The following is a 14,965-nucleotide window of genomic DNA, read 5'->3' as shown; positions in this document are numbered from 1 at the left end:
AAGAGATTTTGACGTGAGCGATCTGAAAGAGCGGACCAAGGAAATCCAGGCCGGCCCCAAGGGGCGCCATCGGACGGTTCAGGTGACAGTCGGTAACGTCAAGGTCGGAGGCGGCGCACCGATCGTGGTGCAGTCGATGACCAACACCGACACCGCAGACATCGAGGGTACCGTCAAGCAGGTTGCAGCGCTTGCGCGCGCCGGCTCGGAGATGGTTCGCATCACGGTGGACCGCGACGAAGCGGCTGCCGCCGTTCCGCACATCCGCGAGAAACTCGACAAGCTCGGGATCGACGTGCCGCTGATCGGCGACTTTCACTACATCGGCCACAAGCTGCTGGCCGATCACCCGGCCTGCGCCGCGGCGCTGTCGAAGTATCGCATCAATCCCGGCAACGTCGGCTTCAAGAACAAGCGTGACACGCAGTTCACCGACATTGTCGAAATGGCGCTCAAACACGGCAAGACCATCCGCATCGGCGCGAACTGGGGTTCGCTCGATCAGGAATTGCTGACCAAGCTGATGGAAGAGAACGCGAAGTCGCCTGACCCGATCGACGCCCGCGCGGTGACGCGCGAAGCGATGGTGCAGTCGGCGCTGCTGTCGGCGGCGCGTGCCGAGGAAATCGGCCTGCCCAAGAACCGGATGATTTTGTCGGCCAAGGTGTCGAACGTGCAGGATCTGATCGCGGTTTACCGCGAGCTCGCGGCGCGTTCCGATTACGCCATCCATCTTGGCCTCACCGAAGCCGGCATGGGCTCGAAGGGCATCGTCGCCTCGAGCGCGGCACTCGGCATTCTGCTTCAGGACGGCATCGGCGATACCATCCGCGTCTCGCTGACGCCGGAGCCGGGCGGCGACCGCACGATCGAGGTAAAGGTCGCTCAGGAAATTCTCCAGACCATGGGTTTCCGCACCTTCGTGCCGCTGGTCGCGGCGTGCCCGGGCTGCGGCCGCACCACCTCGACCGTGTTCCAGGAACTAGCACGCGATATTCAGGCGTTCATTCGGGATGAAATGCCGAACTGGAAAACCCGCTATCCCGGCGTCGAAGAACTCAACGTCGCGGTGATGGGCTGCATCGTCAACGGCCCCGGCGAATCCAAGCATGCCAATATCGGCATCTCGTTGCCCGGGACCGGCGAAACTCCGGCCGCGCCGGTGTTTGTCGACGGCCAGAAATTCCGCACGCTGCGCGGGCCAACCATTGCCGCCGACTTCAAGGCGCTGGTGATCGACTATATCGATCAGCGTTACGGCGGCGCAGGGATGAAGGCTTCGGCCGTAACCGCAGCGGAATAAGTTCAGCGCGCATTTGCGCGTATATGGCGGCCCGCTGTTACAGCGGGCCGTTTTTTTCACGGTTGTCGACGACGGCTTCTTCAAGATCGAGATCGCGCTCGATGCGCCGGCGTGTTTCGTCGGTGATCTTGCCCTCGCGCAACAGTCTGTGAAGGCATGTTCGCTCGATCGTGATGATTTCGCGCACCAACGTCGCGCCTTGTGTGGCAGGTGTGAACTGACCTTCTTCCCGCGGAGGTTCGGGCAGCGCGCGCATGCGGGTTTCATGACGGGCCTCGAGAAATCTGGCAAGCCCCTCAGGCAGGTTGCGTTCCTTGATGATCCGGTCGAGCGATTCGCGAGCCGATTCGAGAATTTCACGCCGTGCTGCGATTTCGGCTTCCCGCTCGCGGACTGCTTCAAGATGTCCGTGTTCCGACAGACCGAGCAGCTTGACCAGCAACGGCAGCGTCAGTCCGATGCCGATCAGCGTGAAGATGATGACGCCGAAGGTGACGAGCAGGATGAGATCACGATGCGGGAAGTCCTGTCCGTTCGGCAGCGTCAGCGGCAACGCTAGCGCGACGGCAAGCGATACAACGCCACGAATGCCGGTGAAGCCGATAACGACGATGTATCGCCATGGCGGTTTGGCATCCAGCGCGGCAACTCTCTTGCTCAGGAGACGCGGCAGGTACGTGCCGGGAAAAACCCACAGGAAGCGTGCGATGACGACGATTGCCGAGACAATCGCAATGGCCGTCAGGATCTCGGACACCGGAAGCGCTTTCGATTTCTCCATCAAAAGCCGCAACTGGAAGCCGATCATCAGGAACAGCACGCCCTCGATCAGCCAGATCGTGAAGTCCCAGAAAAAGATGCCCTGCAATCGGGTTTTCGATGAAATCAGCAGCGGTCCATTCCAGCTTACATAGAGGCCGGTCACTACGGTGGCGATCACGCCCGATCCGTGAAAGTGCTCAGGAACCCAGAAGGCGAGATACGGCGTCAGCAGCGACAACGAAATCTCGACGCGCGGATCGTGCGCCCATTGCCGCAAGCGCAGGCTGAGCCAGCCCACTGCAATGCCGAATAGAATTTCCCCGATGATGATCGCAACGAACGTTCCGGCAGCGGGCGGGAGCGAAAATGTGCCCGTACTGACGGCGAGCACCGCGAACCGGTAGAGGATCAGCGCGGTGGCGTCATTCGCTAGCCCTTCGCCTTCGAGAATGACGAGAATACGATGCGGCAGTTTCAGCCGCCTGGCGATGGCGAGCGGCGCGACGACATCCGGCGGCGACACGATTGCGCCGAGAACGAAACCCACGCTCCAGGGCAATCCAAGCGCATAATGGGCAGCAGCGGCGACCAGCACGGTGGTGAAGATCACGCAGCCGATGGCGAGCAGGCCGATCGGGCGCAGGTTGGCCTTGAATTCGCGCCAGCTCATCGACACGCCGGACGAATAGATCAGCGGCGGTAGCACCAGGAGCAGGATGCCTTCCGGCTTCATCTCGATGCGCGGGAATCCCGGCAAAAATGCCAGGATGATTCCAACGATCAGGAAAACGATGGCCGGCGCGACCGACAGCCGTTTCGCGAGTGTTGCGGAAGCCGCAAGTGCCGTAAGCACAAGAAGGAAGGTGAGGAACGTCGTTACCATGAACCGATCATATTGCGCTGGCCGCGATATTGACCATCAAGGCCACCAGCGCGGTGTTGAAGATAAACGAAACGACGCCGTGGACCGTTGCAGTCCGGCGGATGATCTTGTCGGTGACGCCGACATCCGACACCTGCGCGGTCATGCCGATTACGAAAGAGAAATAAACGAAATCCCAGTAGTCAGGATCGCCTCCGCCTGGAAACGAAAGTCCGCCAGCCTTGGCGCCGCGATAGAAGTCGTGGGCGTAATGCAGCGCAAATGTGGTGTGGATCATCGCCCATGACAGGGCGATGGTCACAACCGCAAGCACGAGCTGCGGAGTTGCCTGCGGTTTGATAGCAAGCTCCATAACGATGGCGGCAATACTCGCAAAGGCGCCAAGGCCCGTCATGGCGAGGATGAAGAATCGCCCGTCGTCCTGGATCGCCGCCTGCCGGCGAATTTGAGCGGTGTCGCACGTGAACACCGTCACGTAGGCGAGGATCATGTAGATCGCGACGAAGATATCCCATGCCACGAGAAGGCGGCTCGCAGGCCGCCACGACATCGGCAGTACAAAAAGCGATACAAGGCCGATCGCCAGCGCGATGAACGTGCGCGGGCGTCCGTAGATAATGCGGAGCGGCCTGGGCATGCCTTTGAGGCGGAGAAGATACGGATCGCCGTCCTTCTTGCCCGGCATGCTGCTGCGCCTTTCTAGTTCTGCCGCTCGGCGACGAAACGCGAGGTCGCGCGCAGGACATCGCCCTTCGCACCGAACGGCGCGAGCGCGGCATCGGCGTGCTTCAGAAGGTCGCGCACGCGCGCCTTGGCGCCGTCAATTCCCAGCAGTGTGACGAACGTGGTTTTGCCCGCCGCCGCATCCTGCCCGGCAGGCTTGCCGAGGGCGGCAGCGTCGCCTTCGACGTCCAGAAGATCATCGGCGATCTGGAACGCTTCGCCAAGCGCGTGACCATAGGCATCGAGCGCGTCGTACTGGTCCTTCGGCGCCTGACCGAGCAGCGCGCCGGCGATGCAGCCGTACTTGAGCAACGCGCCGGTCTTCATCTGCTGCAGCTTGGCGACGTCCGGTGGCTCGGGATCACCGAAACGGCCCTCGCCGGCGAGATCCATGATCTGTCCACCCACCATGCCGCCGACGCCCGCAGCGCGCGCGAGTGCGCGGGTCAGCAACAGGCGCACCGTCGGGTCCTTGTGAACTTCATCGCGTGTGATGATGTCGAAAGCGATGGTGAGAAGCCCGTCGCCCGCGAGGATGGCGGTGGCGTCATCGAACTTCTTGTGCGAGGTCGGCCGGCCGCGCCGCAGATCGCTGTTGTCCATCGACGGAAGGTCGTCATGGATCAGCGAATAGCAATGGATGCATTCCAGCGCGGCGCCGGCCATCAGCGCAGCATCGCGCGGCACGCCGAACACGGCGGCGCTTTCCACCACCAGAAACGGACGCAGCCGCTTGCCGCCATTGAGGCTCGAATAACGCATCGCCTCCATCAGCCGGTGCGGGCGCACGATCTCGCCGGACAACGGCTGGTCAGACAAAAGGCGCGTCAACAGCGCCTCCGTGTCGGCGGCCGTGGCGTCGAGCCGTTTCATGAAATCCTGTGGTGAAGTGCCGGTGGTCATCAAAAACTCCAAACGAACGCAAATTTCGGCGGACAATCGGTTATGGCAGCGCCCGCGTCAATTCCGCAAAGCCTGGCTTGGCCGGGGATTGGAAAAAACAAAAAGGCATGGTTTCTGTTGGTCGGGGTTGCTGGAAGAGCTCCCCCGGACACGAGGTGTGATGCGAAGATTGATCCGCATGGTTTTGCTGGGGGTACTGGGGCTGGTGCTTTTGCCCTATGTGCTAACCCCGCTCTACGGCAGCGGTCACCCTGTCTCCACATTGATGATCGGGCGATATCTCACGGGCCAAACCGTCACCCGCAAATGGGTCGATCTCGACGAGATGTCCGAGGCGCTGCCGCGCTCCGTCGTCGCTGCCGAGGACGCCAAATTCTGTTTTCATCACGGCATCGACTGGGATTCGGTCCGGAACATCATTGAGGACGCGCAGGACGGCGAGGTCGCGCGCGGGGGGTCGACCATTACGCAGCAGGTGGCGAAAAACCTGTTCCTCTGGCCGGGGCGAAGCGTGGTCCGCAAGGCGCTCGAGTTCCCGCTGGCGATGTGGATTGATCTCGTGCTGTCCAAGAAGCGCATTCTGGAGCTTTACCTGAATGTGGCCGAGCTCGGCCCGGACGGTCAATTCGGTGCGGAGGCGGGTGCAAACTATGCATTTGGACGCCCCGCGGCGGCCCTGTCGGCCCGCGAAGCAGCCCTTTTGGCCTCGATCCTGCCCAATCCGGTCACCAGAAGTGCCCGGAATCCGGGGCCGGGGGTGCGGCGGATGGCAGGGACTTATGTGGTCCGGGCCCAATCGGCTGAAATCTCCGATTGCTGGGAGCGAAATCGCTGATTTTGAGCCTTTTTGACCCATTTTCTCCGCCCCTTCGGTCTAGCTTTCGCGGCAACCTTCATCTATAAGCGCGGCCTCAATCCGAATTCTGGAGAGCCCCCGCCCGGCGGGTGAGCCTTGATTTAGAGGACGACGATCCCATGGCCGTTCCACGCAGGAAAACCTCGCCGTCACGCCGCGGCATGCGCCGCTCGGCGGACGCGCTCAAGAAGCCGACTTATGTCGAGGACAAGGATTCGGGCGAACTTCGCCGTCCGCATCATCTCGATCTCAAGACCGGCATGTACAAGGGCCGCCAGGTCCTGAAGGTCAAGAAGGACTAACGTCCGGATCGCGGCGCGCTGCTGTCACGCAGCGCGCTTGCCCGCGATGCTGGCGGAAGCACGCGAACGCGGCTTCATAAGAACGCCACAGACGCATGTGATGACCTGTGCATCACAGGATAGTTCTTCAGAGAGAGCCTGCCGACGATGATCGGTTTTCCGCTGCTTCTGATTCCGTTCGCGATCTACAACATCTTCGTGTTCCTGATGCCGGGCGTGGCGTTCACCGCGCCGGTCGCGAGCGTGACGCTGATGTCGGGTGTGCAGTGGGCGCCGACGTTCGGCGATGCGCTGCTGGCGCTGACAGCGCTTCTCCTGATGTTCGAAGTCATCAAGGCCGCGCGTCCCGGCGCGCGCTATCTGACCGATCATCTGCTGTCTCTGATCGTGTCAGGCGCTGCAGTGGCAGAGTTTCTGCTGCTTGTGCCGTTCGGCACGTCGACTTTTTTTCTGCTGACCGTGCTGATGGTCGTGGAGTTTATCGCAGGGGTTTCGATCGGCTTCCGCAACCGGCAACGCCGGACTCGGGCCGTTGAGCCTGCCGCGGTCGAACGCGAGCCTGCGCCCGTGCCAGCCAGTCCCGCGCCGGTTAGTCCTGCACCGGCTAATCTCGCGCCGGCCGAACCGGCTTTCGTCCGTCCGCATCAGGATGTGAAGCCTGCTGAACCAGCATTTCCGCCTTCCCAGCACGCGGACGCCGAGCCTTCGCCGAAGCCGGTACCGACCCTCGCCGTGATCCGCAATTCCGACGGCGTAACGCCTGCTGCGGATCGCAAGGTTTCGGACTGGAATGTCAGCGACCTTGTGTCGGATAGCGCACCGGATGGCGCGGTTAAAACGCCACCGAAGCCCTGATCGGTTTCAGGCGGTCTGCGACAACGCTTTCCCGTAATAATTTGGACGCAGTGCCGCGGCACGGCCGTAGACCGTGCGCGCGTCCGCCGGAGTCGCGCGCCGCAAGGTGCGTGTCTGAGGCGTCTGCTCGGCCATGGCAATCAGATGGGTCACGAACGATGCATCCGGGTGTGCCGGGCGCACCGCAGGCATCCGGGCCGGAGGTTCGACGGGCACCAGAGCCCCGCTCGAAACGGGCTCCGCAGAGGCAGGGTTGGCTGCCGCCCCAGCTTGCCGCGCCTGCGAGCTTGGTCCGGTCGTCGATGCGATCCTGGATACGATCATAACCTGGCTACCTGTCTCATTTTGGGACGCAAAGCGCCTCCTCGATAAGACATCGCAAGGGCCATGCCGGATGTGGTTGGCAGGGCGTTACCTTCTTTCGAACACTGATAATCAAGCGGTTTGTCGGATTGTTCAGGAAGTGGGCCTAGGCTGATGGGCGTCGGACGATTTACTCTTGGTCGTCGAATCACCCCGCCGTCCCGGAACGAGGCATCTTTGAAAGCTACGACGTTTCAGGCCTCGCCGGATCCCGGACCTGCAATTGCACCCGGCGACACCCCCCTTTTGCACAGCGTTCTTCGAACTTCGGATGCGGATCTCCTCGCTGCCCTTGGGCAGGCGAGCTTTTCCTGGAACATTGCCGGCGACACGCTGCACTGGAGCGATAACGTCGCGGCCGTGCTTCGCGACATCCCGCAATCGTCATTGTCAAAGGCCAGCGAGTTCTCGAAGCTGATCGAGCCGATGCGCGCCATCCGCAACGACGCGGTGCTGAACTCCACTGCCACGGACAGCGGCGAGGGTGTGCCGTACCAGATCGAATACGGCGTGCGCGCCAGCACGTCGTCGCCAGTGCTCTGGGTCGATGAATGCGGCCGGTGGTTTGCCGGCGCGGATGGAAGGCCATCCCGAGCGCAGGGAATCATTCGCATCAACAACGAGCGCCACGCCCGGGACGAGCAGCTTCTGAAGCTTTCGCAGGACGATCCGCTGACCGGCGAGTTCAATCGCACGCGTCTGACAGCGGCGCTTGCCGAGGCGATCGAAGAAGCCGGCCGCTTCCGCTCATCCTTCGCATTCATGCTGGTCGGTATCGATCACCTTGCTCAGATCAACGATGCCTTCGGCTATGAGGTTGCCGACGAAGTCATCGTCGAAGTCGCAAAGCGCATTCGTGCTCGGCTGCGCGGCGGCGATGTGCTCGGCCGGTTTTCCGGCAACAAGTTCGGCCTGATCCTGAAGAATTGCTCTGTCGATGACATGCATGTCGCGGCCGAGCGGTTTCTTGCGGGAATCCGGGATGAAATCGTGCCGACGCGCTCCGGTCCGGTGGCATTGACCGCGTCGATTGGTGCTATCAACGCACTCCGGCACGCCAGCACCGTCGAGGAGGCGATGAGCCGTACCCAGGAGGCGCTCGATCTCGCCAAGGCGCGCCGCCGGGGTTCGCTGATGGTCTGGCGTCCGAACGTCGAACGCGATGCCCAGCGCCGCGTCAACATCCGGGTCACCGATGAAATCGTCACGGCGCTGAATGAGCGCCGTATTGTGATGGCTTACGAGCCCGTTGTGGCCACGGTCTCGCGGCAGCCCGCATTCCACGAGTGCCTGGTGCGGATGCGCCAGGAGGACGGCGAGTATTCGCTGTCGCCGGACATTGTCCCGGTCGCCGAGAAACTCGGCCTGATCCGGCTTGTCGATCACAGGGTGCTCGAACTGGTCGTCGCTGAGCTGGCTGACGCGCCTCACGCCCAACTCAGTTTCAATATCTCGCCCGACACGACCATGGATCCGGACTGGTGGGCCAGCATCGAATCGCTGATGCGGGCGCATCCCGGCGTCGCCGAGCGGCTGATCGTGGAGATCACCGAAACCGTCGCGATCCAGGATCTGGACGACGTTCGCGGTTTCGTCACGCGGCTGAAGAATTTCGGCAGCCGGATTGCGATCGATGATTTCGGCGCGGGTTACACGTCGTTCCGCAACCTGCGAAAGCTGGGCGTGGACATTGTGAAGATCGACGGCGCGTTCGTGCAGAACATCGCGCGATCATCGGATGACCGGGCTTTCGTGCAGACCCTGATCGATCTCGCCCACCGGCTCGGCATTAAGACGGTGGCCGAATGGGTGCAGGATGAAGAGTCGGCCAAGCTGTTGCAGGGCTGGGGCTGCGACTACATTCAGGGACGGCTGACCGGACTGGCGTCACTGACGAAGCCGTGGGCCATGGCGGCGAAGCCGGCCGCGGCGATAGGCGCTAACTGACTTCACCGCATCGGCGGCAGAACCTGCCGCCGCGTACGAGTTGCAAGGGCTGCTTCGATCAGCCCTTGTTCTCTGACTCTTTCGACATCCGTTCGAGACGATCCTGCATCTCTTTCATCTGGCGCTTGAGATCGTCGATGTCGGCCTCCGGGGCCTCGTTCGCGGTCGGCGGGGATTCGGCGGAGGGAGTTTGATTCCGCACCGGCGCTCCGAACGGCTTGAACATCGCGAACGTGCGCTCGAACATTTCCATGTTGCGGCGGACGTGTTCTTCGAGCGGCGCGAACGGGGTGTTGCTGAACGTGTTCGTCATCTGCTTGCGGAACTTTTCCTGCTCGCGGGTCAAGGTGTCGATGGATTGTTCGAGATACTTCGGCACCACCATCTGCATGCTGTCGCCGTAGAAGCGGATCAACTGGCGCAGGAACGTGGTCGGCAGGAGGTTCTGACCGGCTTTGTTTTCCTGTTCGAAGATGATCTGCGCGAGCACCGAGCGGGTGATGTCGTCACCGGTCTTCGCGTCATAGACGAGGAAGTCTTCGCCTTCCTTCACCATCGCGGCGAGATCTTCGAGCGTCACATAGGTGCTGGTGCCGGTGTTGTAGAGGCGCCGATTGGCGTACTTTTTAATGGTAATTGGCTGGTCGGATTTTGCCATGGAGTCACACGTACCTAGCGTAAAGAGGAACCGGCGAACGTTGCCGAGGGCAGTGCAAACAATGCATCGCAATAAACTAAGCACTTTCAGAAAGGTACGGCTACCGTTTTGTGCAGGACGGTTAATGTCCGGGCATGGCAGGAAGGGCGGAACCGGCCGGCGAGCCGCCAGAATGGCTTTGGCTCATTGACACGAAACGGCTAGGTTAACAGGATAGTGCGAGAGCCAGCTTGAGCCTTGCGGCGGCTTTCCCTCGCGCCTTCACGTCTTTCGACTTCAAAAAAGCAGGAGATGCCCATGTCCGACGATGTCGTCATCGTCAGCGCTGCCCGTACCCCGGTCGGCACGTTCAACGGCGCGTTCGCCAATATCCCAGCCCACGAACTGGGTGCAGTCGCCATCAAGGCTGCGCTTGAGCGGGCCGGTATTGAGCCAGCGCGCGTTTCCGAAGTCATCATGGGCCAGATCCTGACCGCCGCTCAGGGGCAGAATCCCGCCCGTCAGGCCGCCATGAAGGCCGGCATTCCCGTGGAAAGCCCGTCCTGGGGCGTCAACATGCTCTGCGGTTCGGGATTGCGCACGGTGGCGCTGGGCTATCAGGCGCTGATGAACGGCGATTCCGAGATCGTGGTCGCCGGCGGCCAGGAATCCATGAGCATGTCGCCCCATGCACAGCATTTGCGCGCAGGCGTGAAAATGGGTGCTCTCGATTTCGTCGACACCATGATCAAGGACGGCCTGTGGGACGCTTTCAACGGCTACCATATGGGCAACACCGCCGAAAACGTCGCGCGGCAATTCCAGATCACCCGGCAGCAGCAGGATGAGTTTGCCGTCGGTTCGCAGAACAAGGCCGAGGCCGCGCAGAAGGCCGGCAAGTTCAAGGATGAAATCGTCCCGTTCACCGTGAAGACCCGCAAGGGCGATATCGTCGTGGAAGCGGACGAAGGTCCGCGTCATGGCGCGTCGATGGATGCGATGGCCAAGCTGAAGCCAGCCTTTGAGAAAGACGGTTCGGTGACCGCCGGTAACGCGTCGGGCATCAATGACGGCGCCGCGGCGCTGGTGCTGATGACCGCAAAGCAGGCGGCCAAGGAAGGCAAGACCCCGCTCGCACGCATCGTCTCGTGGGCGCAGGCAGGTGTCGATCCGTCCATCATGGGCACCGGACCGATCCCGGCGTCCCGCGCCGCGCTCAAAAAGGCAGGCTGGAAAGCCAGCGATCTCGATCTGATCGAGGCCAATGAGGCTTTCGCCGCGCAGGCCTCGGCCGTGAACAAGGAAATCGGCTGGGATCCCGCCAAGGTCAACGTCAACGGCGGTGCGATTGCGATCGGTCATCCGATCGGTGCATCGGGCGCGCGTGTGCTGGTGACGCTGTTGCATGAAATGCAGAAGCGCGATTCCAAGAAGGGCCTTGCGACGCTTTGCATCGGCGGCGGCATGGGCATTGCATTGTGCGTTGAACGATAAAATTCTCTGAACGCACTGCACAATACAAAATCAAAATGCCCGGCAGTTTGCTGGGCATTTTTTCTTGCTGTTATCGCAATTGGCCTGAATACTTGTTTTCCAAAAACACTTCAGTGAACTGCGGAGGGGATACCTGATATGGCACGCGTGGCATTGGTAACAGGCGGAACGCGCGGCATCGGCGCTGCGATCAGCAAGGCGTTGAAGGCTGCTGGTTACAAGGTTGCGGCGAGTTATGCCGGCAACGATGAAGCCGCAGCGAAATTCAAGTCCGAGACGGGAATTCCCGTTTACAAGTGGGATGTCGGTGCGTTCGATGCGTGCGCGGACGGCGTGAAGAAAGTCGAAGCCGAACTCGGGCCGATCGACGTCCTCGTCAACAATGCCGGTATCACCCGCGACGTGCCGTTTCACAAGATGACGCTTGATCAGTGGAATGCCGTGATGAACACCAATCTCGGTTCACTGTTCAACATGACAAGGCAGGTGATCGAGGGCATGCGCGGCCGCAAGTTCGGGCGCATCATCAACATCTCGTCGATCAACGGCCAGAAGGGCCAGTTCGGTCAGGTCAATTATTCGGCTGCGAAGGCCGGCGATATCGGATTCACCAAGGCGCTGGCGCTCGAGAATGCACGCGGCGGGATCACGGTGAACGCGATCTGCCCCGGCTACATCAACACCGAGATGGTCCAGGCCGTGCCCAAGGACGTGCTCGAAAAGAATGTCATTCCGCAAATTCCTGTTAGCCGCCTTGGCGAGCCGGAAGAAATCGCGCGCGCCGTGGTATTCCTTGCCTCCGACGACTCCGGCTTCATTACGGGGTCAACGATGACCATCAACGGCGGACAATACCTGCAATAAGACGTCGTTCCTCGAATAACGGAATCAGCCTCTGGATATGGCGTTATCGCGGATTGAATGGCATTGATCCGCGATGACGTCCTCAACCGCCACCCTTGTCGGCCTCGCTGCCATTGTGATGTGGTCGCTGCTCGCCGCGCTCACCGTGGCGACGGGCCGCGTGCCGCCGTTTCAATTACTGGCGATGACATTCGCCATCGGTGCATGCATCGGCCCGCTGACGTGGCTGTGGCGGCCGTCAGCCATTCGCGCGTTGCGGCAACCGCTGCTGGTGTGGCTGGTCGGCATTGGCGGGCTGTTCGGCTATCACGCGCTGTACTTTCTGGCGCTGCGCCTCGCGCCGCCGGCGGAAGCGGGACTGCTGAATTATCTCTGGCCGCTCCTGATCGTGCTGTTGTCTTCGCTGTTGCCGGGCGAGCGGCTGGCGCCGCATCACATCGTCGGCGCGCTTCTCGGCTTCGCCGGGACGATCCTCCTGTTCACGGGAAACACCGGATCGTCACCCGATCCCGCGCATATTCCCGGCTTTATCGCAGCGTTTATCGCGGCATTTGTCTGGGCCGGCTATTCGGTGATGTCGCGCAAACTGGCGGCGGTGCCGACCGACGCGGTTGCCGGATTTTGCCTTGCCACCGCGCTGCTCGCGACGGTGGGCCATCTCGTTCTTGAGACAACGGTTTGGCCGGAGACGATGACGCAATGGCTTGCGATCGTGGCACTCGGGATCGGACCGGTGGGTATCGCATTCTTTGTATGGGACATCGGCATGAAGCGCGGCGATATTCGCGTATTGGGCGCAGCCTCTTATGCAACGCCCGTGCTGTCGACCGCGTTTCTGATCATGGCCGGCTTTGCGAAGCCAACCGCAACACTCGCCATCGCCGCCGCGCTGATCGCGGGCGGGGGGTTGATCGCGGCGAAGGACATGATCGTCAAACGATCCCCTTAAGCCGGTGACCAATCTGGCGGCGCGAGCTCAAACTTTGCAAAGTCAAATCCGGGCGCCACAGTGCAGCCGACCAGCGTCCAGTCGCCGGTGCTCTCCGCGGCCTGCCATGCGTGAGCAGGTACAACAGCTTGCGGTTGTTCGCCGGCATTGAGATCCGATCCAAGCCGGATGGCGCGTTCGCCGCCGTCATCGGCGATCCGCAGTATCAGCGGATCGCCGGCATGGTAGTGCCAGATTTCGACGGCATCGACGCGATGCCAGTGTGATGTCTGGCCCCGCGCCAGCAGGAAGTAGATCGCAGTAGATAGGGCCCGGCCGCCATCGATGGTGCGGGTATCGCGAAACGTCTCGCGATAGTAGCCGCCTTCAGGATGTGGCTGCAGGCCGAGGCGCGCGACGATGGCGTCGGCCGTCACTGCGGGTGGTTCGCGCATCACGCCTTGTTCTTGCGTTCGCGCAGTTCGCCGAAAACGTCTGCGGGGCTCTTGCCCGCGAGGCCGACAGCGGCGGCAACGGATGGAACGTCCGCGCGAAGGAACGTATTGGCTTCCTTCTCGTCGCGGATCAGGGTCGGGATCGTCGGCTGGTTTGCTGCACGCAGTTTCGCCACTTCCTCGGCGCGTGCCTTCAACGCCGGATTGTTCGGCTCGATGCCCAGCGCGAACTTGACGTTTGATGCGGTGTACTCGTGGCCGCAATAGACGCGCATGTCGTTCGGCAATGCGCGCAGCTTCAGAAGCGAGTCCCACATCATCGGATAGGTGCCCTCGAAGACGCGGCCGCAGCCGATCGAGAACAGGGTGTCGGCACAAAACAGCGCGCGGTCCGCGTCGAACACGTAGCTGATGTGATCGAGTGTATGGCCCGGGGTTTCGAGCACGCGCGCAGTGAGGTTGCCGACCTTGACGGTATCGCCTTCCTTGACGCGTTCATCGACCAGCGGAATCGCCGCGGCCTTGTCGTGCGGTGCCACCACGCGGCAATTGTATTTTTCCTTGAGTTCGGCGATGCCGCCGACATGGTCCATATGATGATGGGTGACCAGAATGTCGGTCAGCGTCCAGCCCTCGCGCTGCAACGCCTTGATGATGGGAGCCGCTTCCGGCGCGTCGATCGAGGCGGTGGCCTTGGTGACCGGATCGTGAATGAGATAGCCGAAATTGTCGGAGAGGCAGGGAAACAGGCGAATCTCGGCAGTCATGACGGCTCCATTTGTCGTGATGGCACAGGCTAACACGCCCTCATTCGCTTGTGAAATGCGTTAACGCCGTTGCTGGGATGGCCGCGCGGCCGCTGCACGGCGCTTTTCCCCGTGATAGGCTGGGATCATGACAATCGATGTGATCGATCTGCGGAATTTCTATTCGCAGCGCCTTGGCGCGGTGGCACGGCGTTTGATCAATCGCGGCATCCAGCGGCACTGGCCGCAGGCGGATGGCCTGCGCGTGGCCGGGCTTGGTTATCCGACGCCGTATCTTGGCCTGTTTCGCGAGGATGCGGAGCGGTGCATCGCGCTGATGCCCGCCGCTCAGGGCGTTCTCAAATGGCCCACGGCACGGCCGACGTTGTCGACGCTGGTCGACGAGTTCGCGCTGCCTTTGGCGGATGCCGCGATCGACCGCATCCTGCTGGTTCATGCGCTGGAAATATCCGACGATCCGGAAGGCCTGCTGCGCGAAGTCTGGCGCGTATTGGCGCCGTCGGGACGGATGATGGCCATCATCCCCAACCGCCGCGGCGTGTGGACGCGGACCGACAATACGCCGTTCGGACACGGCCGGCCGTACTCGCGCTCGCAGATTACGCAATTGCTTCGGCAGACATGGTTCACGCCGACCGCATGGGGCGAAGCGCTGTTCGTGCCGCCATTTCAGGGCGGATGGGTGCTTCGTTCGGCAATGGCGTGGGAGCGGATGAGCGCGGCGGTGTCGTCGCCGTTTGCCGGCGTTCACATCGTGGAAGCATCGAAGCAGGTCTACCGCGCGATCCCGGCACATCGCGAGCGCACGCGTCTTATTCCGTCGATGCCGCCGGTTCTCTTGCCGACGCCGACACGGCGCGACGACCGGCCTGCGGCCGGCTAAACGAAAGCTGCCCGCCTGAGGAGCGCTCAGGCGGGCAGCT

Annotated in this window: 16 protein-coding genes; 9 read left to right on the top strand and 7 right to left on the bottom strand. The window is 61.9% G+C overall.

Annotated elements, in window-relative coordinates:
* The first annotated feature begins 13 nt into the window (after positions 1-13).
* Positions 14-1,303, top strand: a complete 1,290-nt coding sequence (ispG, locus tag HMPREF9695_RS18740; RefSeq protein WP_006022469.1) for a flavodoxin-dependent (E)-4-hydroxy-3-methylbut-2-enyl-diphosphate synthase — start codon at positions 14-16, stop codon at positions 1,301-1,303.
* Between the two features lie 37 nt (positions 1,304-1,340).
* Here the strand turns inward: ispG and HMPREF9695_RS18735 are convergent, their stop codons facing one another.
* From HMPREF9695_RS18735 to HMPREF9695_RS18725, 3 genes are read right to left on the bottom strand one after another with little or no spacing between them, the layout of a single operon-like run.
* Entirely contained in the window at positions 1,341-2,948 is a 1,608-nt protein-coding gene (locus HMPREF9695_RS18735) for a Na+/H+ antiporter (protein ID WP_006022468.1), read from the bottom strand.
* Between the two features lie 7 nt (positions 2,949-2,955).
* Entirely contained in the window at positions 2,956-3,633 is a 678-nt protein-coding gene (locus tag HMPREF9695_RS18730) for a DUF1345 domain-containing protein (RefSeq protein WP_006022467.1), read from the bottom strand.
* A 14-nt stretch (positions 3,634-3,647) separates the two neighbouring features.
* Positions 3,648-4,574 (bottom strand): polyprenyl synthetase family protein, encoded by a 927-nt coding sequence (locus HMPREF9695_RS18725; RefSeq protein WP_006022466.1) that lies wholly within the window; start codon positions 4,572-4,574, stop codon positions 3,648-3,650.
* Positions 4,575-4,734: 160 nt separating this feature from the next.
* Between HMPREF9695_RS18725 and mtgA the strand changes: the two genes are divergently transcribed.
* From mtgA to HMPREF9695_RS18710, 3 genes are all read left to right on the top strand, one after another.
* The gene (mtgA, locus tag HMPREF9695_RS18720) at positions 4,735-5,409 is read left to right on the top strand and encodes a monofunctional biosynthetic peptidoglycan transglycosylase (protein ID WP_006022465.1); all 675 of its coding nucleotides are present in this window, start codon (positions 4,735-4,737) and stop codon (positions 5,407-5,409) included.
* Between the two features lie 140 nt (positions 5,410-5,549).
* Positions 5,550-5,732 carry a 50S ribosomal protein L32 gene (gene rpmF / locus HMPREF9695_RS18715; RefSeq protein ID WP_002713690.1) on the top strand — a complete coding sequence of 61 codons (183 nt, stop codon included), beginning with the start codon at positions 5,550-5,552 and terminating at the stop codon, positions 5,730-5,732.
* A 147-nt stretch (positions 5,733-5,879) separates the two neighbouring features.
* Entirely contained in the window at positions 5,880-6,587 is a 708-nt protein-coding gene (locus HMPREF9695_RS18710) for a hypothetical protein (RefSeq protein ID WP_006022464.1), read from the top strand.
* A 6-nt stretch (positions 6,588-6,593) separates the two neighbouring features.
* Here HMPREF9695_RS18710 and HMPREF9695_RS18705 read toward each other — a convergent pair whose 3' ends face one another.
* Entirely contained in the window at positions 6,594-6,803 is a 210-nt protein-coding gene (locus HMPREF9695_RS18705; protein ID WP_157223976.1) for a hypothetical protein, read from the bottom strand.
* 369 nt (positions 6,804-7,172) lie between these two features.
* On the opposite strand from HMPREF9695_RS18705, the gene HMPREF9695_RS18700 reads away from it, so the two are divergent.
* Positions 7,173-8,897, top strand: coding sequence for an EAL domain-containing protein (locus HMPREF9695_RS18700; protein WP_051055027.1), 1,725 nt, complete (start codon positions 7,173-7,175; stop codon positions 8,895-8,897).
* A gap of 58 nt (positions 8,898-8,955) precedes the next feature.
* Here the strand turns inward: HMPREF9695_RS18700 and phaR are convergent, their stop codons facing one another.
* Positions 8,956-9,555, bottom strand: coding sequence for a polyhydroxyalkanoate synthesis repressor PhaR (phaR, locus tag HMPREF9695_RS18695; RefSeq protein WP_006022461.1), 600 nt, complete (start codon positions 9,553-9,555; stop codon positions 8,956-8,958).
* A 297-nt stretch (positions 9,556-9,852) separates the two neighbouring features.
* On the opposite strand from phaR, the gene HMPREF9695_RS18690 reads away from it, so the two are divergent.
* The 3 genes from HMPREF9695_RS18690 to yddG all read left to right on the top strand — a co-directional run bounded on the left by HMPREF9695_RS18690 (position 9,853) and on the right by yddG (position 12,841).
* Entirely contained in the window at positions 9,853-11,028 is a 1,176-nt protein-coding gene (locus HMPREF9695_RS18690) for an acetyl-CoA C-acetyltransferase (RefSeq protein WP_006022460.1), read from the top strand.
* A gap of 138 nt (positions 11,029-11,166) precedes the next feature.
* Positions 11,167-11,892 carry an acetoacetyl-CoA reductase gene (gene phbB / locus HMPREF9695_RS18685; RefSeq protein ID WP_006022459.1) on the top strand — a complete coding sequence of 242 codons (726 nt, stop codon included), beginning with the start codon at positions 11,167-11,169 and terminating at the stop codon, positions 11,890-11,892.
* A 73-nt stretch (positions 11,893-11,965) separates the two neighbouring features.
* Positions 11,966-12,841, top strand: coding sequence for an aromatic amino acid exporter YddG (yddG, locus tag HMPREF9695_RS18680; RefSeq protein WP_006022458.1), 876 nt, complete (start codon positions 11,966-11,968; stop codon positions 12,839-12,841).
* On the opposite strand, the gene HMPREF9695_RS18675 is transcribed toward yddG, so the two are convergent.
* On the bottom strand, positions 12,838-13,275 hold the full coding sequence (locus HMPREF9695_RS18675; protein WP_006022457.1) for a cupin domain-containing protein: 438 nt from the start codon (positions 13,273-13,275) through the stop codon (positions 12,838-12,840). The two genes, yddG and HMPREF9695_RS18675, sit on opposite strands and share 4 nt — an antisense overlap.
* A complete protein-coding gene (gene gloB, locus HMPREF9695_RS18670) occupies positions 13,275-14,042 on the bottom strand; it encodes a hydroxyacylglutathione hydrolase (RefSeq protein ID WP_006022456.1) in 768 nt (255 codons plus the stop codon). Before gloB ends, HMPREF9695_RS18675 begins: the two co-directional genes overlap by 1 nt.
* Before the next feature lie 127 nt (positions 14,043-14,169).
* On the opposite strand from gloB, the gene HMPREF9695_RS18665 reads away from it, so the two are divergent.
* Positions 14,170-14,925 carry a methyltransferase domain-containing protein gene (locus HMPREF9695_RS18665; RefSeq protein ID WP_006022455.1) on the top strand — a complete coding sequence of 252 codons (756 nt, stop codon included), beginning with the start codon at positions 14,170-14,172 and terminating at the stop codon, positions 14,923-14,925.
* Positions 14,926-14,965 lie beyond the last annotated feature (40 nt).

The organism is Afipia broomeae ATCC 49717, assembly GCF_000314675.2.
GTDB lineage: Bacteria > Pseudomonadota > Alphaproteobacteria > Rhizobiales > Xanthobacteraceae > Afipia > Afipia broomeae.
This window is presented reverse-complemented; position numbering and strand designations above follow the sequence as displayed.